The following is a 24,871-nucleotide window of genomic DNA, read 5'->3' as shown; positions in this document are numbered from 1 at the left end:
ATATGAAAATTCTAATTACTGGTTCTGCAGGATTTATAGGGAGCCATTTATCAAGAAAATTTTTAAATGAAGGCCATGAGGTTATAGGTATCGACAATGTAAATGACTATTATGATCCAACATTAAAGGAATCTCGTTTAGCATTGTTAAAAGATGAAAATTTTACATTCTATAAGTTAGATTTAGAGGATCATAATGGTGTAAATGATGTGTTTACAAATCATAAACCGGAAGTAGTAGTTAACCTAGCAGCACAAGCAGGGGTTAGATATAGTCTTGAAAATCCACTCGCCTATATTAATTCTAATATTGTAGGGTTTACGAATATCCTTGAAGCTAGTCGACATAACAAAGTCGATCAACTTATTTATGCATCTTCTAGTTCAGTATATGGTGCAAATGAATCTTTGCCGTTTTCAGTTCATGATAATGTGGATCACCCTATTAGCTTATATGCGGCAACAAAGAAATCAAATGAATTAATGGCTCACACATATAGTCATTTGTTCAATTTACCTACGACGGGTTTAAGATTTTTTACAGTTTATGGTCCGTGGGGTAGACCAGATATGGCGTTATTTTTATTTACCAAGGCAATTATTAATGGTGAACCAATCAATGTCTTTAATAACGGCGATATGATGCGTGATTTTACCTATGTAGATGATATTGTTGAGAGTATTTATCGTCTAGCTCACAAAAAAGCAAAATCTAACCCTGAATGGAGTGGTATGAAACCAGACCCTGGAACAAGTAAAGCGCCTTATAAGATTTATAATATCGGTAATAATAGTCCTGTTAAATTAATGGAATTTATTACAGCAATCGAAGAAAAGCTTGGAATTGAAGCTAAAAAGAATTTCATGCCACTTCAAGCAGGGGATGTTCCTCAAACGTACGCGAATGTTGAAGATTTATTTAGAGACATTGATTTTAAACCACAAACATCGATTAAAGATGGTGTAAATAAATTTATTGATTGGTACCTTGATTATTACAAAATTAAATTATAACAACTAGGGAGTTGGATATTATGAATAGAAAAATAGCAGTTGTAGGATTAGGATATGTGGGATTGCCAGTTGCAGTAGCATTTGGTAAATCAAAAAATATTATTGGCTTTGATGTTAATGAGCATAGGATTTCTACTCTTAAGCAAGGAATTGATTATACAAACGAAGTAAGTAATGAAGAACTGACTTCTTCATCTATTGAATTTACAGTTGAAGGTCAGAAATTAGCTGAGTCAGACTTTATAATTGTTGCTGTTCCTACACCAATAAATGAGTTCAAACAACCAGACTTAACCCCATTGATTAAAGCATCTGAAACAGTTGCTTCACATATGAAAAATGGAACGATTGTTGTATATGAGTCTACGGTTTATCCAGGAGCAACGGAAGAAGTATGTGTTCCTATCTTAGAAGAAGTTTCTGGATTGGTATACGGTAAAGACTTTTTTGTTGGATACTCACCAGAACGTATTAATCCCGGTGATAAAGAGCATACATTTACAACAATTACAAAAGTTGTTTCTGGCCAAAATAAAGAAACATTAGATATAGTGGCAGATGTATATAGTAGTGTAGTAACTGCGGGTGTTTTTAAAGCAAGTTCGATTAAAGTAGCAGAAGCTGCAAAAGTTATTGAGAATACTCAACGCGATGTAAATATCGCATTAATGAACGAACTTGCGCTTATTTTTGACCGCTTAGATATCGATACTTCAGAAGTTTTACAAGCTGCAGGAACAAAGTGGAATTTCCTGAATTTCTCACCTGGTCTTGTTGGTGGACACTGTATCGGAGTAGATCCTTATTATCTAACACATAAGGCTGAAGCAGTAGGACATCATCCGGAAGTAATCTTAGCCGGCAGAAGAATTAACGATAATATGGGAGGTTTTGTTGCAACATCCTTAGTTAAAAAAATGATAAAGCGAAATATGCCTGTACAAGGGGCAAGGGTAACGGTTCTGGGCTTAACATTTAAAGAAAACGTACCAGATTTACGAAATTCAAAGGTAATTGATGTTATCCGTGAATTACAAGAATTTGGAATGGATGTACAGGTTACAGATGCTGAAGCAGACAACAAAGAAGCTGAACGCGAATATGGTGTTAGCCTTACGAACTATAATGACCTCCTACCTGCAGATGCAGTTGTTGTTGCAGTTTCACATAGAGAATATTTAGAACGCGGTTGGGGACAGTTTGATCAACTATTGAAACATGGAAAAGGTATAGTAGTAGATATCAAGAGTACTCTCAATAAATTAGAATGTCCAGAATCTATTGATTTATGGAGACTTTAATTCCACAGAAATAAAATTTAGTTTAAAAAATATTAGATGTTTCGTTATTATATATTCTTAGTCTATCCCATATAAAATCTACTACATATAAACCTTGCAGTCAGAGATTTATGATTATCTATCTATTGATGATATAGTGATAGCATATTTAGCCAGAAATTATTACTAAAGATTTAGAGTAAATGTTTAGTAATAAGAAAAGGCATAGAATAAATAACTGAGAAGAAGACTATCAATGAACTGCACCCCAATTGTTAGACATCATCTAACAATTGGATGTGTAGTTTTTTTATGACAAAATGGCCTAATTCTTATTGATAAAACGAAATCTTTGTCACAGGAGTTTAAACAGTTCCAGAAAGTGAAGCACACCGTTACGGAATTATTAAACCTATTTGATCAATATGGCGTTATTAGGTAAACAATTTTGCACAAATCCATAAAATGGAATGATACCATCCAACTTAGCGATTATGGGACTTGAATTTTGACGCCAGAAATATTTAGGTTTTAGAAAATCTAGAACCAGGGGCAGGGGGAGAGTTCAGCAGACAGATGTTATACAAAAAATTAAAAGCAATACATCACGTTTTTGCCTATGAATTCGAAGGGGAAAGATATGATGTTTGAGAAAAGTTAGGGTTCGTGAAAACTACGATTGATCTTGCGTTGAATGATAAAGACATGAGAAGTCGTATAATCGATTTTTTAGAACAAATAATTAAAGGCGCTTCCTCTAAAATCAAAGCTTATCTAAAAGTATGTAATCTTGATCTAACATTATCTAAAATAATCAAAACGGTTTTTTACTATTCAAGTCTGAACTCCGACTTTTTAATTGTTTTGGGCTTAAACCATGAAGGTAGATTTACGATGTCTAATGTATATTTGGTGGGTTATCAATATGATTTTTCATTTTGGAATAACATTAGCACTTCAGGTTTTAATTGAAGGGTAGAAAGGATGTTAGTTTTAACACCAAAAAAACTAATCCGGCATTTTTTTGAAATGTTGCAGGACCATTGTTTGAAAAAACAACCGAAATGATATGAAATATTTAACATTCCAGTTAATAAAATTAAACAAATGAGTTGTTGTAAATAGAGTGGGATGTGACATTAAAACAGGGCATCATATTTTCTTTTAAAGTAGTCCGATAAAACTTGGCATGTTTAATGCGTCACATTGTTCCTTTCCCGGAAATGCGTACTTTTTGAGCCTTTGCTACTAAATTTTAATAAGCGAAATATTCAGTCAAACCTTCCTATTAAAGAACATTTTAGAGAGTCGAATTTCATGGCCGTGAAGGGTTTTTCTATTATTATTATATACATACCTCGGGTATTATCCTCTACACTTGTAAGTAACTGGCTCTCTTCTGGTAAAATAATTCTATTATTGATGTACAAAAAAGGTCTCAGTCATTTTTTATTAAGTAACACAATATGTTGCTTTTTTATTTTTAAAAAAAATTTATGTATTGATAGAAAAAACGTATTGTAGTATAGAGTTTGTATAAGAACTGGAATTGCTGAAACAAATAGTCCTAATTCAATATTGTTTTGTGATTTCTTAGATTATGTTGGCCTTGTTAACGTAAACGATCCGTTTCACTAATACTGATAATGCTCGAAAATGTAATGGGACATCTTGATCTTATCTCCTATAGGTGAAAGACATGATTGTATGCAGAAAGGATACATTGATAATAGAGCATTAACAAGTAGAAAAACAAAAATATCGAAATAAGGAAGTATTTTATGAGAAAAATTATTGGTTTTTTCATATGTTTTTTGCTGATTGTTTTCTTCATTTTTCAGCAGAGACATTCTCTATCTAATCATAAAGAAAAGATATTCGCTGAAGATTTTAAAGGGACTAATGATTCTGCGAAGATTCAGGCTGCCATTGATCATGCAAAGGCCAATAAATTAAAAACAGTAATGCTGGATGATAGGGAGTATTCGATTTCATCACCGATCAAAGTTAGGAAAGGTGTTAAGCTGCTATTTGGATACGGGACGAAGTTTATTGTTGAGGGGAATTTTAGGGTGCTTGAGCTTGAGCAGAATGCTTCCATTGAAGGTGCTTATGTAGTGATAAATGATGCTGATTTTGATTCAGAGGTTATATACTTAGATGGTAAGTATAAATATTATAATACCTGGAACAAAACGCATGTGAAGGATGTAAATATCATTAATTGGTCTGAGAGTAATCAGGGTACAGCGATATCTTTATATGCTGGCGGTAAGGAACATGAGATTTCTTTCGTGAACTTTGAAAATGTCAAGGTTGCTGGGATGGAGACTGGAGTAAAGTTAATAGCTGAAGAACCGTCTTCTGGTAAGGCCTGGATCAATGCTAATCGTTTTTTGAATCTTTCATTAGAAGATTGTGTGAATATGATTTACATAGATAGTCATTCTACTATACCGAATGAGGTTAGTGGTAATCAATTTACCAACTTACAGATACAGCCTTCAGGCAAAACAAAGAGCATTTTGAAGGTAAGTGGGCAATACAATAAGTTTGAGGGCATGGTTTGGGATTTGGACAAAATCACACTTCAAAACGATGTTATTGAACTTAAGGATAATAGCATGGGTACTAGCATCGAGATCCCATCTCTGCCTGAAAGTCGAATCGCTGACAGAGGCCAAGCCAATATCTTGAATCAATAATAAAAGTGAAAAGGGTGATTAGCTAATAGATAGGCACACACCCTGTAATATAATTTGGAGATAACATTAATAACCATTAATGAACTGGTACTATTGATCTTTATCTATGGGGAATAATCCTTTCCACTATGGATAACGAGTATATATACCAGTTTTTTTAATTTTAAAAGTTATAGCTTTGTAGTAATAATTTGGCCTAGATCATTAATACTTACTTTCCACCTTGTTCCGTTTGGTGATGTCATTGTCACAGCTTTCCCTTTTTGAAGTTCTAAATCTCCATATAATGTTCCGCCTGTAGTCGGCAACCAAGCTGCACCTTGCTGTAAGGATGAACTTGCGAAGATCCGATTAATTCGGAATCGTTTGTGCTCTTGTGTATAGCCGCTTAACGTTAGTCTAATTTTATACAGTGTTTCTGCTCTTGCTTCCGAGATAACAGTGTTACCGGCGTTAAATGGGAGATTTTTTGCAACTGTCCAAGGTCCATTTAAGCTTTGTTGATATTCAATCAATACTCGACTGGGACTTTCATTCCAACCAAAATAAATACCAAAGCAATTTAGCATTTTAATAGGCTGTTTGGTAAAATCCAATTCAATCACAACTGGTTGGTAACTGGGAACATCGAGGTAATTTACACTTTGCTCATCGAGTAAATTGAAGCAATTATTGATATTTCCTCCATAAGGAGCCTTTCCAGAAAGCTGACGTACAGCATAGCGGACGTTTGCATTTACTAAGATATCGTCTTGATTCCCGACCAGATGTGCTTTTCCTAAGGCAAGAGGTGGATATACTTGGAGCGATTCTTCATGAGGAGATGTGCATCGATTGTATTGGCCGCGATCAAGGATGGAGGTGGATACCTGATTTGAGCTTAGGTAGTTGTGATGGGAAGTGGAGGAGAATTCAATGACGAGCGGGGGATCATCCATACGGTAGGTATCCCATATGATGCCTTCAAATATATTATAAGCACCCGAGCATCGAATGACTTTTTTCGTTTGTTTTCGGCTTTGAACTTGAATTCCAGTAAAGGTGTTGCCGGAAATTTCGTAAGGTAGATCACTGTTTCCTACAATCTCGATACCGTACTGACAGCCATCTATAAAAATGGACTCAAAGGAGTTGGCATTAATCCAACACGGGGTATCTACATTTAAAAGTTTTTCGGTTTTTAAATAAAGTGCTGTATGGAAGTTTGTGATTTGGAGGTAGCTTGCCTTAAAGAAACTGATGAAATCCCATGCTTTGTTACAGTATAAATGGATGGCTATACCTTGATACGTTGTTGTACGATTAATAATATTGATATTGGATATAGCTGTATGATTATGGATTTCTATTTGCTGCGCCCCGGAAAGAAAAATGACGGATGAATTGAAGCTATCATCCACAACTTCAATTGTCCCGCCAGAGAAGGAAGCATCCTTTTGTAGCTCAAAAACCTGGAAATTACCTTTAACTATTAATGTTATCGTCGGATCAATTTCAAGATGGACGTTTTGCTTAATGACAATGGGGGAGGAAAGGGTATATTGTTTCTTCCCTGTAATGACAACTTTAGAGTAGTTATTATCTACACAAAAATCAATCGCTGCTTGAATGGCTGGTGAATTATCCGCTAGATTCGGATTGGCGCCAAAACAATCAATATTAGCAACATCCCTGTTCTGGCAATCCTCAGAGAGGTTGAGTGGGTCTGCCATATATAACACTCCTTTTATGGTGATGTTATATAGCATATGCTTGTCCAAAAAAGTATGTATAGGTATAAAAAATAAAAACAAACGAGGTCATCGTTTGTTTTTTTGTTCATTGATAGGTTTTCAGTGTAGAATGAATCATATTCGAGAGGGAGAAGGATTCTTCTACTTTTTGTCTTGCTTTGCTTCCCAAGCGTTGTCTTAAATCCACATTATCTTGAAGCGTTTTAATTTGTTTGGCAAATTCCTGTTCTGAATGTTGTGAAATGAGAATCCCGGTTTCATGGTCCACAACCGCTTCTTTAATGCCGCCTACATCCACTGACATGATTGGCGTTCCTGCTGCCATTGCTTCCAGGACGACCATTGGAAAGACTTCTCTAAGTGATGTTAAAAGAAGTAAGTCCATATTGCATATAAATTCATATGGATTGGAGGCATTGCCTAGGAGCATCACTTTATGGCGTAACTTTAAGTCTTTAATCATTTTTTCTACAAATTCTCGCTCCGGTCCATCTCCAGCAATATAAAACATCACATTAGGTACATCTTTTAACTCATTAACGATTTTCAAGAAAAGTTCATGATTTTTCTCTTTTGATAAGCGGGCTAAAATTCCCACATTGAAGGTTTCTTTAGGCTGTAGTTGTTTAAAAGAAAAGTGTTCAACATCCACGCCGTTGTAAATCGTCTGAATAAGCTCATTCCTAACACCCAGCTGAAGTAAGTTATCTCTTTCAAAATTACTGACCGCAATGATTTGCTCAACATGCTTATTCAGCACCCTTTTAAATAGAAAGGGCACCTTTTTTTCTAGAATGGTTACATTATGCTTGGTATACACCAGTTTGATATTTTTTCTGGTCAGTTTCTTGATGGCGATTGAATATAAAAGCATTCGTAAACTATTGGCATGAATGACATCAATGTGTTTTAAGCTAACTTGTTTACTCAGTATTTTAAGATTGGCGAGGTGGTTCTTTAAACTTAAAGGAATGAATTGTTGTTTGTTATGAATTTGCTTGTACAATTCACCCGTCGCAGCAGCAGAGTAAAACGTCATGTTTTCATCCTGAAGATGGTTTTCTAATTTACAGAAATACATCTCAGCTCCGCCTGTTATGAGTTTATCTGTAAGTAAAAGGACATTGTTCATATACCTTATTTCCCTCCATTTAGTAAAGAGGCAGGCTGTGAACCTCTGTTTTTGTTGTATGCATTATAGGCGTATTTGCTAAAATAGAAGTTAGCTTTTACAAAGCTTAATTTTTCCTGGCTTCGTAACAGCTTCCAATATCGGTAAGCAGCCTTAAATTTATTTCTTGAGGTAGAGTTACTTACAATTCGATACTTGGATAAGACTTTCGGTAAGCCGTGAGCTATATATCCTTGTCGTAATAGTAACAGCCATAATGCAGTATCTTCAGGCTGAATATCGGGCATTTCGATATGCTTGATTTGCAGCCTATCCAGCATCACTGTTAAACAGCCAATCGTTGTATTTCCAATCAGATGCTTATAATCCACAGCTTTAGGTGCCTTTACTTCAACATCAAGAGAATTTCCTTCTTCATCTATTAAAGAATAAGAGGTGAAAGAGAAAGCGAGATTTCCCTTTTGCATAAATGCGACTTGTTCCTCCAATTTAGTTGGAAGCCACAAATCATCACTATCAAGAAACGCGATATAATCTCCATGTGCTTCTTTAATGGCTATATTCCTTGCCCTGGCAGCTCCGACATTCTTGGATAAAGGGATAAGCCTTATCCGTGAATCGTTCTCTGCATAGGATTTAATGACAGAAACCGAGTCATCCTTTGATTGATCATCAACAATGATCATCTCCCAGTTATAGTAGGTTTGATTTTGGACAGTTTTTATCGTTTCTGTAATAAAAGACGTGCTATTATACGAAGGAGTTATCACGGAAACTAAAAGTCGGTCATCCTTTTTCCTGTAGGTCATTATATTCCCCCTCTTTTCTCTCATATACGGATATATATTTTAGAGTTAGTGCTAAAAAGGAAAAAAATGCTTCATTAATCATGAGAGAAAGGGACATCATTTGTATTAAGAAAGCAAAAAGTGTAAGCACAATGAACGGTTTTTCCTTATGTAATTTAGTCTTGAATAAGGTGATAACGAGCATCGATATAAAGGAAAGGTAAAAAAGAAAACCAATGATTCCTGACTCTACTAAGACTTCTAGATACGTATTGTGAACATATAGCTTTTCATTATAATCAAATGCGTAATAATCGGAAAAGTTAAAAGCGCCAATGCCAAAAAGGGGATTTGCCATAAAGTAGTTAATCGCCTGCCCCCATAATTCAAACCTGCCGCTGCCCCCATCAGTTGAAAAGTCAGTAATGCGGCTCGTGAGGATTTCATTAAAATCTATTTTGATAAGAGATCCAGCAAAATATATTACCGATAGAAATAATAAGGAAACAGCTAACATTTTGATTTTTTTTGAGAAATTAGCTAACAGCATGTACAAAAAGACCACCAGTACAAGCGATAAAATACCACCTCTAGAAAAAGTAAGAAGGGAAGTAATCATACATAGGAGGAATCCAATTGAATGCTTGAATCCCTTTAAATTAGTTAAATAAAAGGAAAAAAAGATTGTGTTAAAAAAAATGAATATATTTGGATCATCCAGCAAACCGATTAATCTTGGATAATCCCGGTCTAATAATAATCCATAAGAGGTAATCTCAACACCTGTCGGAAATCTTCCTGTCACCTGTATACCTATGATGTATAATAATAGGCTTATAACGTTAAAGATGATTCCGACATTTGCAATCGATTTCTCAATCGCACTTAACGAAGTTAGCTCCAATACATATCTCATGATGAAATAACAGCCGAGTACGAGTATCACTCCTAGAATGACCCGAATGCTCGATTCAGGATACTGAGAAAAAGCGCCGCTCAGACAATAGGTGAAATAAAATAAGAGCAATAAAATTTCATAATGATAAAGGGTATGGAAATAAAAATCCCGAAAATGAATGCAAAAGAAAATGGCTAGAAAAATCATGTAAATTTTTAATGAGAAACCGATGGAGATATTATATTTACTGAGCGTAATAAAAAATAACAAGAGAAAGACTGACCATATAGAGGTGTTTTTATTAATTAGCAATCTTTCCATTCTCTTTTTGTCTCCCATCTTGTAAATGTTCGGTAGCAGGTTTCTTTTTAATAAAGCCAACGATTAATTGCTTGATGCTCTTATCGAGCAGCAAAATTAGAGCAGTGACGAAAATGATGGTAGAAATCATGGCTATAAAAGGATACTTGGATAATAAGTTGTAAACTAGGATGAAACTAATGAAAAAGAAGGTACCATACGGCAGGATGACCTTGAAAAGCACCGCTCTTTTTTCTGGGTTGGCAGCGACATAGCCAATGAATGAGACGATTTCCATGGTAAGGACGGCAAAAGCTGAGCCAGCCACTGAATAGTTAACGCTCATAAAATAGAAGGAAACCAAACCAACGGTGATGGTTATGAACTGGACAATTGTACGCCGGTTCTGTAATCCCCTTGTTGTGAGACCGTCAGCAATGGCAATGTTAAAGCCTTGCAGAACGATTATAAAAGCCAATATTTTTAAAGGCTGAACCGCAGATCCCCACTCGGGTCCAAATAAAATGGTAACGAGATAAGTGGCCAAGTAGAATAAGGTTATAGTCATGCACATGCCGATATAGGACATGATTTTCATTTGCAGGATATTCAATCTTGTGTGTTCTGCAAGCTCCCCTTGGTTGTATCGCTTAAATAAAAGTGGAAAAAAAGCACCTGCGATTACTCCTGGAATTTGGTATAAAGCAGAAGGAATCCGATAGGCTACTGCAAAGAGGCCGACAAGCGCTAAAGGCAGTGTTTTTTCTAACACCAATGGACCCAATTGTGGCGTTAGCATAATAAATAACCCACTGATTAAAAACGGACTGAGATTCATTAATAATTGTTTTTCAAAAGGAGATTTCCATTTTATTTCCGCTTTTTTCAGCAGTAAATAAAGGCTGTAAAATCCACCGGCTAAATACGAGAATCCATATAAAAAGGCTGCTAGGTGAACATCCACTTTTAAGCCCATACTCACCGTGGTTGAAAGTATTAACGCAAAAGAAGAGAAGATTTTTATCGACGCGATGAATTGCATCCTTTCAGTTAATTGAAAATAGGTTATTCCAATACTTTGCATCGCCAGGCCAATGACCATCGGGATCATTAGACTATAAATCATATAAAGAATTTGTTGTTCTTGATAAAGAATGTGAATGCCGGCAAAAAAAACAAAAAAGATCAAAAGGGAGCAAACAATCCGAATCTTAATATAGGAAGAAAACGTTCTTCCTAAGTTTTCCTTTTTTGATCCTTCCCTTAGAAAAGTATTACTTGTCCCGAGGTCCGTGAAAAAGTTCATGACCATGGCAAGAGCTAATGCCACACTGAAAATCCCATAGTTCTTTGAGTTAAAATAATTAGCTAATAAAATGAGAGTCGTCGCATTTAGAACATTGGAAAGAATTGTACTGTAAAATAAGTGGACAATATTTTTAAAAATAGAGTTCTTCTTTGTATTCACTTTTTTCGCTCCTGATTTTATGACGATAAAGTCGTTGACTTGAGTAGTGGTGCAGGTGAATGAAGTGCCGTTGTGGTTAAAGAAGGCTGATTTTGATTTGAATAATATTCATATGTGCTTGCAAGACCGCTATCAAGTGAATGAACGGGGTGCCAACCCAATTTTTGAATGGTCGTTTTATTACATAGTAAGCTTTCTTTGATGTCACCATTTTTCGCTGGCTGATAAATAGGAGATAAATCATGGCTGCCAAATGATTGAATAATGGAGAGTAATTGATTGATGCTTGTACTAGTGGTTGAAGATATATTGAATGTGCCGCTTCCTTCAGATTCCAGCGCTTTCAGATTGGCATCTGCCACATCTTTTACGTAGATGAAATCTCTCGTTTGAGTACCGTCTCCATAAATAACGGGCCGCTTATTATTAATCACAAGATTAGTGAAGATCGATATTACACCGCCTTCGCCGCTTGCTGTCTGTCTTGGTCCATATACATTACTGTATCGAAGATTCACATAATTTAAATCGTATAATTCTTTTGCAAGCTTTAGATAATCCTCAGCCGTTTTTTTTGATGCACCATAGGGTGATAATGGAGAAGTAATATGGGATACGGTGATTGGCATGATATCAGCATTTCCATATACAGCCGCAGATGAAGCAAACACGATCTTTTTTACGGCATACTTTTGAGAGAGCTTAGCGATGTTTATCGTTCCCATGATATTGATCCTTGCATCATTCGTAATATCCGAAATGGATTGTTGTACACTCACTTGTGCAGCTTGATGAATGACATAGTCAGGCCTGAATGTCTCCATCGCATTTTCAAGCTGGACCTCATCTTCAACATTCCCAAAGAAGGGAGTGACTTTGGCTTGGACATTCCCGATAGAGCCGGTAGAGAGGTTATCATATATAGCCACTTCATAATTATTACGGATTAATGTATCTACAATATGAGAGCCAATAAATCCAAAGCCCCCAGTTACTAGTACTTTATTCATTTTTCACTACCCCTTTTTTAGTTATCTAGCTCCATTACCAGTAAAGACTATGGTCAATGTTCGGAACAAAATCTTGATTTCCATAGCAAATGAGCGGTGTTGAATATAATATAGGTCAAAATCCAGCTTTTCTTTTGGTGATAAATCATAACCCCCATTTACTTGTGCCCACCCTGTTATTCCAGGTCTCACATATAAACGGTTTTTAAAGCCTGGCAAAAACTTTTCGAATTCTTTATAGAAATATTCCCTTTCAGGTCTAGGGCCGATGAGCGACATATCTCCTTTTAAAACATTAATAAGCTGTGGGATTTCATCAATCCGTGTTTTTCGTATAAAGGCTCCTATTCTGGTAACCCTTGAATCATTTGCACTTGCCCACTTAGGCCCATTTTTTTCGGCGTCGATGCCCATGGAACGCAGTTTAATCATATTGAAGGGCTTCCCATCAAGGCCTAGTCTTTGTTGATAAAAAAAAGGTGAGCCAGTTGAATCAATAGGGATAAGACTGCAGAATAAAAGTAAAATAGGTGCTGTAAGTATCAGCATAAAAAACGAGATGATTAAATCCATAGCGCGCTTTATAGTAAAATTAGATGGTGTCGATAGTGGTTTTGTCAGGGTTTCTTCCTGCCTATCGACTCTGACTTTCGAATCCACTGGTTATCCTCCCTGAATTAAGTAATGATCATTGATCCTGAAATTTCAAGATTTGCCCGTTCAAATTGCATTTTCACATCTGCAATTTTCTCTAACTTATCTCTTCCCTCTTGTATCGCTAAAATTATGCCATCACAATATTTAGCAACAATATTTGCATCAGGTTTATTTAAACTGTCTGATGTATGAAATAAAATGATGTCAAAATCCTTCTTCCACTCTTCAATCAGAGTGGGAAGGGTTTCTAAAGTTAATAATGTTGCAGGTTCATAAATGACTTCGCTTGTAGGTATACAGAATAAATGACCCTTTATATGTATAGCATGTTCGTTAATATTGGGCTTCTCATTTAAAAGCAAGTTGGTCAAACCGAATGAATTATCAATATTAAACACTTGATGCAGCGAAGGTTGACGCAGATTAGCATCCACTACCAGCACTCGTTTACGATGCTCAGAAAAGGCAAGTGCTAAGTACGCGGTAGCATTGGAAATATTCTGTGATTGAGAAAGTGATGTAATCATTAATATCGAATCGTCTTTATGAAGGGTGGACTCGATATTGTTACATATTGAATAAAATTGCTCTTTATTGATTTCATTTAAGAAAAAGGATTGTTTCTTTGTGAATTTAATATTCACTATATTCACCCCGTTTTGTGGAAGGTAAGGTTTTATAAGCTGTTTTACTTTTTCTGTTTTTCTTCTTATTTAAATCCAACCTTCCTAATAATGGAATTCCAAGAAGTTCAAGTTCTCTATCGGAATAGGTCGAATCATCAAAATGTTCTCTAAGAAGTGCTAAACCTATTCCAGCGAAAAAGCCTATTACGATTGAAATGGCTATGATGAATTTCGGTTTTGGGAAAAGAAGTTCTGCTTGTCCCATTTTATTATCATTGAGAATACTAATCTGTTTAACGTTTGTAAGGTCTTTAAAATTAGATATGGAATGCCTCGCGACAGTCTGGGCAATGTCCTTAGCAGATTCAGGATTCGAATCCTTGACGGTAATCGTGATGATTTGGGAATTATCTCTATTTGTAATGGAAACTTGCTTAAGTAAGTCATAGCTTGAAACCTTAAGGTTCAATTCCTCTTTAACCCCTATCATTATCTGCGGACTTTTAATGATGTCCATATATGAAAGGGCAAGCTGTCTGTTTTCTTGAACTTTGTTTATCGAAGCTTCCTTTTCATCCATGCTTAAAGATCCTGCCAGAACTTGAGTGGAATACTGATAAGTTGGTTTCATAAGGTACATGGAAGAAAAAATAATGAAACCAGTAATACAAAGTGTAGAAAGAATAATGATAAATATTCGCTTCTTTAAGATTCGTATAAAATCTTTTATTTTTAACTTTTCATTCATCGATTTCACCACTTTTTTTAGAGATAGTAAGAATATGTTCAAAACTTGCTGAGAATTTTTATAGAATAGTAAGCAATTATCCTATTTTGCGTTTTAGAGCTATCGGATCTTTGGTTATTACTGTTTTTTGTTTGTTTCTCGTGAAATACGATCCGAGCCTTATGCATGGTTTTTCCACAAATTGATAGGATACTGTAGAGAGTAAAAATGAAAAGAAAAAGGAAAAAATCAATATTAAACCGGTAGGCAGCTTGTTATAGAATAAGTACATCAATGAGAATAAGGATATGAGATGATACAAATAAAGGCTATATGAAATGTTCCCGAGAAGAGTCAGCAATCTAGACCTTAAGACGGTTGAAACCTTTTGAGAACATACGCTCATGATGATAAACATGCAAACACCGCACGAGACCACATAATCCCTGAAAATATAATTGTTTAATAAATCCACTTCGCCAATGATGCCTTCGTACATAAAACAGATAATTGCCCCCAACAACAATACAATTTTTACAGGTTTTTTCATTTTCAAAGTATACGCAAAAAGTTCATGCCGATATTTCGCCAATATAGCTCCCATTAAAAAAAGAGTACTATAGTGGAAACTTAGAAGAATGTTGGTTATATCCACACTGGAACCAACTAAATATAAACAAAAAGTCGATGAAAAAATTAAAACAAAAAGCCATAATAAAGAGTATTTAAGCTTTTTTCGTACAAACAAAAAAATCAGTACAGGAAATATAATCGAAATTCTCATCTCGTGTACAAGGGACCATATAACATTGTTATAGGCGTCTGTATTGTACTGCCCAATAAACAAAAGATGTTCTATTAATAAGGAAGGAGTATCCAGGCCTGTCCAAGATTTACTAAACCAGTTGGTGATAAAGGGCAAATCAATATGGCTTAAAAGCATTTTAGCCAATATAGCCACACTTATTGCTACTAGGTATGGTATATAAATCCGAAACACTCGTTTTATTAAGTATGTAGAATAGTGGAATTTAGCACTATTAACTGATAAATACAAAACAAAACCACTCAATACAAAGAATAGAATGACAGACTCATTTCCACTACTGAAAAAAAGGCGTAGAGGAGTTTCCTTGAACAAATAAATCAAGTAGGAGCTGTTTGAATCATACTGATAATTAGCATATGAAGGATATACCATCAAATAATGCCCGATTAATACAATTAGAGCGGCTAAACCCCTTAATGAGTCGAATTCCTCATATCTAGTCATATCCTCCTCCATGTGAACCGTTTTTTTTATAATATAGCACTTGTTCTCAATAAAGTATAGTTAGTTCTTTAAAACAAACAAAAAATATAAAGTTAACATTACATCCTATTTTTGATGCTCGTTTTTGAGATGTTTTATGGGCGAATAAAAACTTTTGGCCATTAATAAAAAGGAGAATAGTTGAAAGTCGGAACACATCATGCTCTAATAAGAAATTTCAGACCTTTGGCCAATGAATAAATCCTGTTCCCACTTCCCTAAATTTACTTAAGATATGGAAGTTTGGGGATTCTAGCAAGTTAAGGATTAGACATACAGGTGATGTTTATTATTCCTGTAATGAGGGAAACAAATTACTAGATATGCAAATAGTTTTAATAATGAAACCAATTGACATAATAATATAAAGATGGTAAGTTCAATTTGTTTATTCTTTATAAAGAACGCTTTGTTCGTTAAGGGTTATGAAGTAACATATAAAAATTCTATCACAGAATATAAAATGAAATACAAAAAATGTAAAAAAATTCTACTATTTATATATATACCTATTAAAAGCAAAAGCTCAATTAATAAGTTATAGAAGAAAGGATGATTTTTAATGCCTTTATACCAAATGAGAGAAATATGGACACCTTTAAAATTAGTTGGAGTTAAGTTTTTTAAAACAGAAGAAGGAAGTATTTTTATGAAAGTTTTTAATAAACGTCGAAGAAAGTTAAAGTAATGCATTACTTAATATTATTGCGCGTTAAGCTTGTTTGTGATGAATCAAAAATTCCTAATAATTAGTTGTTTTTTTGAAGAATATTGTAGAATGATGGCTTGTGCCATGAAACTAAATTGAAAATCATAATGTTAAAAATTCTTGAGAAACGCAAACCTATTGAAAAGTAGGGACGCAAAATTACAGGTCTAAGGCTATGCTAAGACGGCTGTGTTAAAAGACTCAATGGAACCTTGGCCATTATTGTATTGCTCATCGGTTATAGACGATTCGTAATGCGGATCAGTATTGGTTTTGGAGTAGGGAGAAGAAGCCTAGTAACATGAATCTCTTAAATCCCAGTTCAGCATAAACTTGAACACCTTAAATAAGTTGTCTAGATAAGTGTAGCCTATCCATTTGTAGAGAGAAAGAAAGAGAGCGGTAAGTAATTGTAAGTGGTAAGAGAAAACAGTGACAAATTCCAAGGTTTAATAGTAGGAAAATGGCAGGCATCACACAAAGACGGTTGTTTTTGTGCGGTGCCTGCCATTTTTATCCTACTTAAGTTGTATCACTTCAAATATTAGTTGGGTATGCACCACTAAAACAGGCTACACAGCGACTGCTAGTTTCTCCAAGATCCACATCTACAGCCTCTAATAACCCTTCGGTGCTTAAAAAGGCTAATGAATCTGCCCCGATAACCTGTCCCATGGCTCGTTCGTGTTCGTGTTTGTTGGCAAATAGTTCTTCCTTAGTTGGCATGTCCACTCCATAAAAACAAGGGTTTCTAACCATAGGTGAACTAATTCTTACATGGACTTCCTTGGCACCTGCTTGTCTAATCAATTGGATAATGCGCTTGCTTGTCGTTCCCCTAACAATCGAATCATCGACTAAAACCACCCTTTTTCCTTCCAAGATTTCTTGAACAGCGCTTAATTTCAGTCGAACAGCTAAGTCGCGCAATTCTTGCGTGGGCTCAATAAACGAACGACCAGCATAAGGATTTTTAATAATCCCCATTTCATATGGAATTCCTGATTGTTGGGAAAAACCAATGGCGGCAGGGACGCTTGATTCGGGAACTGCAACGACAACATCAGCTTGTGTCGGATGTTCTTTTGACAGAATTTTACCTAATTCCTTCCGGATTGTTAAGACACTTCTCCCTTGAATAACGCTATCCGGACGGGCAAAATAGACAAATTCAAAGGAACAAAGGGAAACCTTACCTTTTTCCGCAAATCTTCCAGTTTGAATTCCATTTTCATCTATAAGAAGCCATTCACCCGGTTCAACTTCCCGCCAGAACTTAGCATCAACCGCATTTAAAGCGCATGTTTCTGAGGAGGCGATGATTGATTCACCAATTTTTCCAAGGCTAAGCGGACGTAACCCATGACGATCCAGGGCAATTAGCATTTGTTTTTCAGTCATTATAATCAAGGCAAATGAACCGTCGATACGTTTAAGCATATCAGGTGCGCTTTCTGCGAAATGCTTTTTACTTGAACGAGCTATTAAGTGAGCAATAATTTCAGTATCGGTTGTTGTTTGAAATATGCTTCCTTGCTGTTGTAACACATCCCGTTCTATCCTTGCATTTACGAGGTTGCCATTATGAGCAACAGCCAGGTCCCCCTCGCTATATTTAAAAACGAGGGGTTGTGCGTTTTGCAGTAAACTTTCACCAGAAGTTGAATATCGTACATGACCAATAGCCATATTTCCGCTTAGTCCATCAAGGATGTCCCGTGAAAATACTTGGGTAACTAATCCCATTCCCCTGTGATTCCTGAATGATTTCCCATCACTAGCCACAATTCCTGCACTCTCCTGACCACGGTGTTGAAGTGCATGAAGTCCGTAATAAGTTAATTCGGCTGCTTTGGGGTGATTAAATACTCCAAATACCCCGCATTTCTCTTGCATTTCTGAATCCATTTTTCTCTTCCTCCCGTTGATATCCTTTTTGTTATTTTTGGCAAAAGGTGAATTTATATCCTTATTATTTACTAATCAGTAAATCGATAGGGATTAATCAAATTGCAGCCATAAAACAGTTCTATGGAACAGTAGGTATTATTGCTTAACATTATTATCTTGGTATAAAAGACTTTTGGGTATAATGGAATATTTTAATAAGTGTATTTTGTATGATTTATAGTAAACTATATAGTAAAGAACAGATATTAATTTATAAAATCTAGCTCAGTATAAAAATAGTGAATAATACAGTTAATATTTTTCCAAATTGAAGATACTTTAATATGAAGATCAAGCAAAGGGACTTCACAGAAAGCGCTGTCAGAAAGCTGCCATCAAAATATAAGGAGAATATTTGATGACAAAAAACAAATTTATTACTTTCGAGGAAGCTTATGAAAAGAAAGAAAGAAGTAAGAAAATTTTTATTGGGTCTTATATTACTATTATTTTAATATTGATTTCATTATTGACTTTTTTTCTTGGTAAATCATAACGGGTGTTAAACAGGGCTGAGAAATCAGTCCTTTTTTGTGTTAAGAAGGTGAATGATGAAGTATGCAGGGAGCTCTCCTTAGGTATCCAAATGGAATCAAGAGGATAAATATTTATTGAAGTTCTTGAACAGTCAGGTTACAGCCATATTATGGTTTGTAAAGCTGGCTTTTTTTCTTAGGGAAAATAAATTAAAACTGAATCACTTAGTCCACTTATTTCGAAATATTATTTTTGTGGAATAGTAAATTCGAGCTTATATATGCTATTATAAATCTACTTTTAATAAAAGAGCTGTAAAGAAAGCGCATTATACCAGTGTTTTTACATTGTAATGTCACTTTTTGATGAATGATGTTGAAAAATGACAGAAAAAAACGAATAGTATTAAGAGCTATTATTACGTTTTTAAGTATAATTAACATTAATATAGTTTTAATTAAGGGGAATTTTTTGAGGGCATGATGGTTTATTTAGCCCCATGGAAACAGGGAATTCAAGGGATTTATTAATCTTGGAGAATAATTAATGTGAAATATTCTTGAGAAAGGCAAACCTATTGAAAAGTAGGGACGCAAAATTACAGGTCTAAGGCTAAATACTAAGACGGCTATGTTACCACAAGTTGGGTGGGATTTATCATGGAAGCTAACAATGAACGGGAAGAATGGGTATATCTAATTTTGGAAGCTAAAAATTTAGGATTATCTATTGAAGATGTGCGGGAGTTCATCAAGGGAAAATGAACGGGAAAAAAGCAAATCAGGGGATAAACATTACGTTAGGGAAGGCTGTTATACAGTCTTCTTTTTTTATTTTCATTATCGGGAAAATTACCGTAAAAGGTATCTAGAATAAAGTACATGTGCACAATAATAAAAATGAAACCTAAATGAGAGGGATTTTTATTTTGGATGTACTTAATGCTTTTATGAAGGGCTTAATATGGGGGACCTTATTCAGTGTACCGTTATGGTTGTCATTTTTTGGTTGGATAAAAATAATCATGAATTTTATTAAGTAAGCGCTTAATATTTAGATTATAATAAAAATACCTAGGTAGGATTTAACATGATAATCATAGAATTTAGTTAATGTACATAATGCGTTAGTCGCGACATTCTACTAGATTTAAGAAATATAGCCTAGTTAATAATACTTAAATATTTTTGATTATGTGCCGATATTACACTATAGAGAACAAGCAAAGGGACTTCGCTTAAGGCGATGTCAGATAGCTGCCATCAAAATAGAAGGAGATTATTTGATGACAAAAAATAAATTCATAACGTTCGAGGAAGTTTATGAAAAGAAACAAAGAAGCAAGAAAATTTTTATTGGGACTTATATTACTATTACATTAGTTTTAATTTCATTAATGACTTATTTTATGGGACAAGCATAATATGGGGTATCGAAGGGGCTGAGGAATCGGCCTTTTTTGTTTTTTATCCACACATATTGACTAGTAGTATTCAATCCCTTGAATATTAAGGAAATGTTAATTTTTAGTTACTTTTCTGATAATATATTAAATTCTGCTTGCCAAACCCTACTATATATGTGATTATCAAATAAATGAGCTATATTCCTTATTTTTGAAAAAAGGATTAGGACAACAGTATGAAATGGTGGCTCAATTATATATTGGAGTGGAAATTTCGAATGGATTTTTTTGATATTTTAAAAGACACTTTTGCCAAGGGTGAGTCTGGACAAGATGTTTCTGTAAATGAACTTGTGGAAGAGATTAAGGAGAAATTAAGCGGAATCATTGAACAACCTGATAGTATATGATCCGTAGATATCTCGTCCTCATTTTGCTCGTTTCATGGGCGATGGTCATCTTCTTTTTTTCCTCGCAGACGTATGAGGAGCAAAGCATTACCCCTTTTTTAGCGAAGTTCAATACGCCATATTGGTATGATAAGCTAAGTGGCATTTCATTCACGTTTGGTGGGCTTGAGGTGAGTGTTCATACAGCTGGAGTAAATGGCTTTCTGGAGTTTTTCCTTAGGAAGAGTGCCCATCTTTTTATCTTTTTTGTGTTTGGATTATTGACGTATCGGGTTTGGGGCCGTTTTGTGAAAAATGCTATTCTTTCGTTTTCAGGAGCTCTTTTATGTGTCCTTTTTTATGCGAGTGCAGATGAGCTGCATCAAAAACTAACCGGTGGCCGAACTCCCTTGTGGCAGGATGTCATGCTGGACACGTTTGGCGGTTTGCTGGGAATCTTCTTTTCTCTTTTCTGGTATCGATGGAGAAGGCGTCAATGAATCTAAGAAATTATTTCAAGTACATATACTTAAGGAGCATGTTTAACAACATGCTTCTTTTTTATCGTTTTCCATTATATATAAATGAAAGATAACCTGTGAGGGTGATGAGGGTGAGGAGACAAGGTAAGATTCCAATAGGAGTATTGACGGCTATTCTCATGGTTTTAGCTGCAGGAGCGTGTATCATTTTTCTTTTTCCGAGCGGATCAAAAAGCGTGGTTGAAGATTTCTATGAGTATGAAAGTGAAGCGGAGTTCGGGAAGTCCTGGGAATTGTTAAGTTCTGAAATGAAGCAGCGGTTTCCGAATCGGGCAGATTATGTGCAAAATCGGTCACACGTATTTTTACAGCATATTGATGTGGAGACTTTTCAGTATGATGTTGGCCGCACTAAGATAGTGAAGAACTGGTCTGGATAAGGTTGGGAGGCAGCATAAATCGCCTATGAAATTCCAGTTACACAGGTCTTCAATTCTCGCTATGGAATGTTTACTTTGGAACAAAATTGCTATGTCGTAAGAGAAAAAGGCGAATGGCGTTTGTTATGGAAATCAGTTTAAATAGATTCCTCTCCTTTTTCAGGCTCAAGTTCGTTTTATTGAAAAGGGAGAGGCGATGCTCTCATGCAATGCCGAATAGTTTTACTTCTCATGAAACATATTTCATTCTTGAACGGTCACTGATGGCTTTCAGAATAAACATTTTGTCCTGTTTGCTTAGCATAGCCCAGCTGCCTGCTTTGATTTTCATTTAAATCCACTCCTTTTGTTTAGGATTATTTATTATAGTTGATGAATGGTGGTTGATGGAATTCCGGGTCCAAAGAATAATAGTGTCAAGTGATGAAAGGGGCAAGGGGAAGATGGATTGTCAGCTCATATTAGATTATACCGTCTTTTTATGCCTAGTAAACAACAAAAATTCCAACAAATCTCTACAATTGGTGTTCGTTTTTTGTCAGAATATTGGACGGGAAAAATGAAAAAGCTGTCAGGATGCGGGTCCGGACAGCTCTTTCATTTTTTCTTATTTTATGGATAATTGTTCTTTTAATTCGGATTGGACCTTTTCTTTTTCTTCATCCGACACGATATTATAGTAGACTCCGTCGATTTTCGTTCCATTTCCTGGAATGGTTGCTTGGGTTATGCTTTTGCTTGCGTCCTTGTAGTTCTTTTGGATGTCCATCATGTCATCAAACGTCAAATTCGTCTGGATATTTTTACTTAAGGCATCGAATACATCATCGTATTTCGTCAATGATGAAAGGCTAGCGCCCTCCTTGATGACTGCCTCGATGATGGCACGTTGCCTGGATTGACGGCCATAATCACCATTCGGATCTTCATATCTCATTCGCGAATATTTAAGCGCATCTTCTCCATTTAGATTAATACTTCCCTTTGCGAAATGGACACCTTCATAAGTGAAATCCAGATCGTTTTGTACGGTCACACCGCCGACTGCGTCAACGATATCCTTAAAGCCTTCCATATTGATCTTCATATAATAGTCGATTGGGATATCAAGGAAATTTTCAACGGTATCCATGGACATTTTCGCGCCGCCGAAGGCAAATGCATGGTTGATTTTATCCTGTGTACCATGACCGACAATCTCAGTCCGTGTATCACGCGGAATGCTTAGCATTTTGACCGATTTCTTTTGTGGATTGACTGTCAAGACGATCATAGTATCTGAACGGCCTTTGTCGCCATCACGTTCATCGACACCGAGCATGAGCATCGAGAATGGCTCCTGATCTGATAGTGCGAGGTCTTTCGTTCGTTTATCTGTGGTACGGTCTATTGGTGTATGCATCGTGTCAACGGTTTTTGTCAGTGAATTCCATACGGAGTAGGCAAAGGCTCCGCCTGCTAATATAAAAAGTAGGACAATAATACCAACTACCTTCAGCCATGTCCGTTTCTTTTTCTTCTTTTTTTCATGTCTCATATTTTACTTCCTTCCTCTATTTTTAACCACTTCATCCATTATATTTAATTTCATAATAAAATAATAGTATATTTTACTATTTTATAATACCTTTGGCATATTTTAGTGTGATTTAACAAGAACAATTCTTCATTTAAAGGTTTAATGCTAAAGGATTGGCTGATCGGAAAATCCACACTTTGGTTGTGCAATTTGGCCTAGTGTTTATTTCTTTTTTAGCATCCAGATATTTAGAGGTTGCAGGTCTTTTTTATATTGCACATTGGTAATCATGTCAGCATTGCTGCACTTGATGGTGTGTGACACAAGTGTGCAGTCGGAGTGGATTGTACGGAGCTTGCTGTCTTATTTCAATTTTGAAGAGCAAAGGGTTATAATGGCCACTTATGAAATCGAGGAAATCCAGAACAAAATTAATGAAGTCATTCTGATTTAAGGATGGCGAGATCATCTCCAAGGAAAATGTCGAGGTACTTCGTGTAAGTAGTGGGAAATCGGTGGTCGGTTGGCTAATGGGACATCATGGCTAATATGAAGGAAAAATAATAAAGTAGCTTCGGAAAGGATTCCGAGGTTCTTTTTTTGTTTGCAAGGAGAAAAGCCTTTGAATCTAATGAATTTGACCAGGTAAAATATATTTTTCTAAATATTTCCATGTGAATGATGTATTACTTTAAAATGGGTGATAAGCAAAGTCCCTAATAGTAAGAAAGCGCATATATTGCTATACGGATATCCCAAAAGAATAAATAATTATTGGAGGCTAATGAATATATGGAATATTTAACTGAAAGCTCAGAGTACGAAAGTAATTCAACGGAAAGCTCATCGACGGAAAGCTCATCGACGGAGAGTGAATCAACAGAAAGCTCATCGACCGAGAGTGATTCAACTGAAAGCTCATCAGATGAAAGTGATGGAACAGAAAGTTCAACAGACTAACTAATATTTAAATTATAACGAGGGTTTACTTTAAAATGGGTGATAAGCAAAGTCACTATTAAAAAGCAGGCGCGTATATATGCAGTACGGATATCCCTAAAGGATTAATAAATATGGGAGGCTAAAGAAAAAATGGAATATTCAACTGAAAGTTCAGAGCACGAAAGTAATTCAACGGAAAACTCACCATACGAAAGTAATTCAACGGAAAGCTCATCGACCGAGAGTGAATCAACGGAAAGCTCATCGACCGAGAGTGAATCAACAGAAAGCTCGTCGTACGAGAGCAGTTCAACGGAAAGCTCATCAGATGAAAGCAGTTTAACAGAAAGCTCATCAGATGAAAGCAGTTCAACGGAAAGCTCATCGGATGAAAGCAGCTCAACGGAAAGCTCATCATATGAAGGCAATTCAAATGAAATCCTTTCCGACACCGCAGAAGAAGTTGAAAATTCAACTGAGGGTGAAGAGACTGCCAGTCCTCGTCGTGTGAATGTATTTAAGAAAATGTGGCTGGATAATATGATTAAAGCATCGAAGGGTATTTATAAAGAAGATTGACCATACAGGTACAGCAACTAAAAAGTTGTTGTGCCTTCATATGAAGAGTGGACATGCTCCTAGCACTCGTATTGACATATTCTCTTACTGGATACGAGGAGCCTGATTTTTCTGCAGCTAAAAGTACGCGGATTGCAATCTGTACTAATCTAAATTTAAATGTTGTAAAAGTTAGCGGGCTAGAATCATATATTGATAGGTTGTTTCTGCCCTTGATGAAACCCTAACAGATTGCGTACGATTTCCGGGGGAACTAGCCAAGCTAGGCGATTAAAATGGAACATTCGGGTTTCAACCTAAGAAAGCCTAGCCGGAGCGTTTGGATGACAA

General features: G+C 35.7%; 22 protein-coding genes and 2 riboswitches. Of the genes, 10 read left to right on the top strand and 12 right to left on the bottom strand.

Translation table 11 applies throughout. The features are described 5' to 3' along the window. Positions 1–2 precede the first annotated feature (2 nt). The 3 genes from NYE63_RS19800 (at position 3) to NYE63_RS19790 (ending at position 4,998) form a co-directional block, all read left to right on the top strand. Positions 3–1,013: an NAD-dependent epimerase gene (locus NYE63_RS19800; RefSeq protein ID WP_342602390.1), complete on the top strand. Its 1,011-nt coding sequence runs from the start codon at positions 3–5 to the stop codon at positions 1,011–1,013. A gap of 20 nt (positions 1,014–1,033) precedes the next feature. Continuing rightward, positions 1,034–2,314: a nucleotide sugar dehydrogenase gene (locus NYE63_RS19795; RefSeq protein ID WP_230177075.1), complete on the top strand. Its 1,281-nt coding sequence runs from the start codon at positions 1,034–1,036 to the stop codon at positions 2,312–2,314. A gap of 1,760 nt (positions 2,315–4,074) precedes the next feature. After that, the gene (locus NYE63_RS19790; RefSeq protein WP_342602389.1) at positions 4,075–4,998 is read left to right on the top strand and encodes a hypothetical protein; all 924 of its coding nucleotides are present in this window, start codon (positions 4,075–4,077) and stop codon (positions 4,996–4,998) included. A gap of 170 nt (positions 4,999–5,168) precedes the next feature. Here the strand turns inward: NYE63_RS19790 and NYE63_RS19785 are convergent, their stop codons facing one another. From NYE63_RS19785 to purF, 11 genes are all read right to left on the bottom strand, one after another. Next, a complete protein-coding gene (locus tag NYE63_RS19785; RefSeq protein ID WP_342602388.1) occupies positions 5,169–6,710 on the bottom strand; it encodes a hypothetical protein in 1,542 nt (513 codons plus the stop codon). A 106-nt stretch (positions 6,711–6,816) separates the two neighbouring features. Continuing rightward, positions 6,817–7,863 (bottom strand): glycosyltransferase family 4 protein, encoded by a 1,047-nt coding sequence (locus NYE63_RS19780; RefSeq protein ID WP_342602387.1) that lies wholly within the window; start codon positions 7,861–7,863, stop codon positions 6,817–6,819. A gap of 5 nt (positions 7,864–7,868) precedes the next feature. After that, positions 7,869–8,672, bottom strand: coding sequence for a glycosyltransferase family 2 protein (locus NYE63_RS19775; RefSeq protein WP_342602386.1), 804 nt, complete (start codon positions 8,670–8,672; stop codon positions 7,869–7,871). Next, a complete protein-coding gene (locus NYE63_RS19770) occupies positions 8,650–9,870 on the bottom strand; it encodes an O-antigen ligase family protein (RefSeq protein ID WP_342602385.1) in 1,221 nt (406 codons plus the stop codon). The genes NYE63_RS19775 and NYE63_RS19770 overlap by 23 nt, the downstream gene beginning before the upstream one ends. Beyond that, positions 9,851–11,317: an oligosaccharide flippase family protein gene (locus tag NYE63_RS19765; RefSeq protein WP_342602384.1), complete on the bottom strand. Its 1,467-nt coding sequence runs from the start codon at positions 11,315–11,317 to the stop codon at positions 9,851–9,853. Before NYE63_RS19765 ends, NYE63_RS19770 begins: the two co-directional genes overlap by 20 nt. Before the next feature lie 17 nt (positions 11,318–11,334). Continuing rightward, positions 11,335–12,327 (bottom strand): NAD-dependent epimerase/dehydratase family protein, encoded by a 993-nt coding sequence (locus tag NYE63_RS19760; protein ID WP_342602383.1) that lies wholly within the window; start codon positions 12,325–12,327, stop codon positions 11,335–11,337. A 21-nt stretch (positions 12,328–12,348) separates the two neighbouring features. Continuing rightward, positions 12,349–12,987, bottom strand: a complete 639-nt coding sequence (locus NYE63_RS19755) for a sugar transferase (protein ID WP_342602382.1) — start codon at positions 12,985–12,987, stop codon at positions 12,349–12,351. A 17-nt stretch (positions 12,988–13,004) separates the two neighbouring features. Then, positions 13,005–13,628, bottom strand: coding sequence for a CpsD/CapB family tyrosine-protein kinase (locus tag NYE63_RS19750; protein ID WP_342602381.1), 624 nt, complete (start codon positions 13,626–13,628; stop codon positions 13,005–13,007). Beyond that, positions 13,618–14,358 (bottom strand): Wzz/FepE/Etk N-terminal domain-containing protein, encoded by a 741-nt coding sequence (locus NYE63_RS19745; protein ID WP_342602380.1) that lies wholly within the window; start codon positions 14,356–14,358, stop codon positions 13,618–13,620. Before NYE63_RS19745 ends, NYE63_RS19750 begins: the two co-directional genes overlap by 11 nt. Positions 14,359–14,434: 76 nt before the next feature. Further along, positions 14,435–15,610: an acyltransferase gene (locus tag NYE63_RS19740; RefSeq protein ID WP_342602379.1), complete on the bottom strand. Its 1,176-nt coding sequence runs from the start codon at positions 15,608–15,610 to the stop codon at positions 14,435–14,437. Between the two features lie 866 nt (positions 15,611–16,476). Next, a riboswitch (cyclic di-GMP riboswitch) is annotated at positions 16,477–16,558 on the top strand. A 337-nt stretch (positions 16,559–16,895) separates the two neighbouring features. Next, a complete protein-coding gene (gene purF, locus NYE63_RS19735) occupies positions 16,896–18,266 on the bottom strand; it encodes an amidophosphoribosyltransferase (protein ID WP_342602378.1) in 1,371 nt (456 codons plus the stop codon). A 400-nt stretch (positions 18,267–18,666) separates the two neighbouring features. Between purF and NYE63_RS19730 the strand changes: the two genes are divergently transcribed. The 5 genes from NYE63_RS19730 to NYE63_RS19710 all read left to right on the top strand — a co-directional run bounded on the left by NYE63_RS19730 (position 18,667) and on the right by NYE63_RS19710 (position 21,501). Next, complete coding sequence (locus tag NYE63_RS19730) at positions 18,667–18,804, top strand: hypothetical protein (protein ID WP_328166278.1); 138 nt, start codon at positions 18,667–18,669, stop codon at positions 18,802–18,804. A 538-nt stretch (positions 18,805–19,342) separates the two neighbouring features. Beyond that, a riboswitch (cyclic di-GMP riboswitch) is annotated at positions 19,343–19,426 on the top strand. Between the two features lie 18 nt (positions 19,427–19,444). After that, the gene (locus NYE63_RS19725; protein WP_082162823.1) at positions 19,445–19,549 is read left to right on the top strand and encodes an anti-repressor SinI family protein; all 105 of its coding nucleotides are present in this window, start codon (positions 19,445–19,447) and stop codon (positions 19,547–19,549) included. A 919-nt stretch (positions 19,550–20,468) separates the two neighbouring features. Next, on the top strand, positions 20,469–20,600 hold the full coding sequence (locus NYE63_RS19720; protein WP_286201242.1) for a hypothetical protein: 132 nt from the start codon (positions 20,469–20,471) through the stop codon (positions 20,598–20,600). Next, complete coding sequence (locus NYE63_RS19715) at positions 20,597–21,079, top strand: VanZ family protein (RefSeq protein ID WP_342602377.1); 483 nt, start codon at positions 20,597–20,599, stop codon at positions 21,077–21,079. The genes NYE63_RS19720 and NYE63_RS19715 overlap by 4 nt, the downstream gene beginning before the upstream one ends. A 113-nt stretch (positions 21,080–21,192) precedes the next feature. Next, on the top strand, positions 21,193–21,501 hold the full coding sequence (locus NYE63_RS19710) for a hypothetical protein (RefSeq protein ID WP_342602376.1): 309 nt from the start codon (positions 21,193–21,195) through the stop codon (positions 21,499–21,501). Positions 21,502–22,108: 607 nt separating this feature from the next. Here NYE63_RS19710 and NYE63_RS19705 read toward each other — a convergent pair. Further along, positions 22,109–23,038, bottom strand: coding sequence for a LytR family transcriptional regulator (locus NYE63_RS19705; RefSeq protein ID WP_342602375.1), 930 nt, complete (start codon positions 23,036–23,038; stop codon positions 22,109–22,111). A gap of 774 nt (positions 23,039–23,812) precedes the next feature. On the opposite strand from NYE63_RS19705, the gene NYE63_RS19700 reads away from it, so the two are divergent. Next, complete coding sequence (locus tag NYE63_RS19700) at positions 23,813–23,980, top strand: hypothetical protein (protein ID WP_342602374.1); 168 nt, start codon at positions 23,813–23,815, stop codon at positions 23,978–23,980. A 132-nt stretch (positions 23,981–24,112) separates the two neighbouring features. Further along, positions 24,113–24,541 (top strand): hypothetical protein, encoded by a 429-nt coding sequence (locus tag NYE63_RS19695; RefSeq protein ID WP_342602373.1) that lies wholly within the window; start codon positions 24,113–24,115, stop codon positions 24,539–24,541. Positions 24,542–24,871 lie beyond the last annotated feature (330 nt).

The sequence above is a fragment of the Peribacillus sp. FSL E2-0159 genome, from assembly GCF_038643155.1.
GTDB classification, from domain to species: Bacteria; Bacillota; Bacilli; order Bacillales; family DSM-1321; genus Peribacillus; species Peribacillus simplex.
Note: the sequence above shows the minus strand (reverse complement) of the source record. Positions and strands in the feature narration are given on the sequence as shown.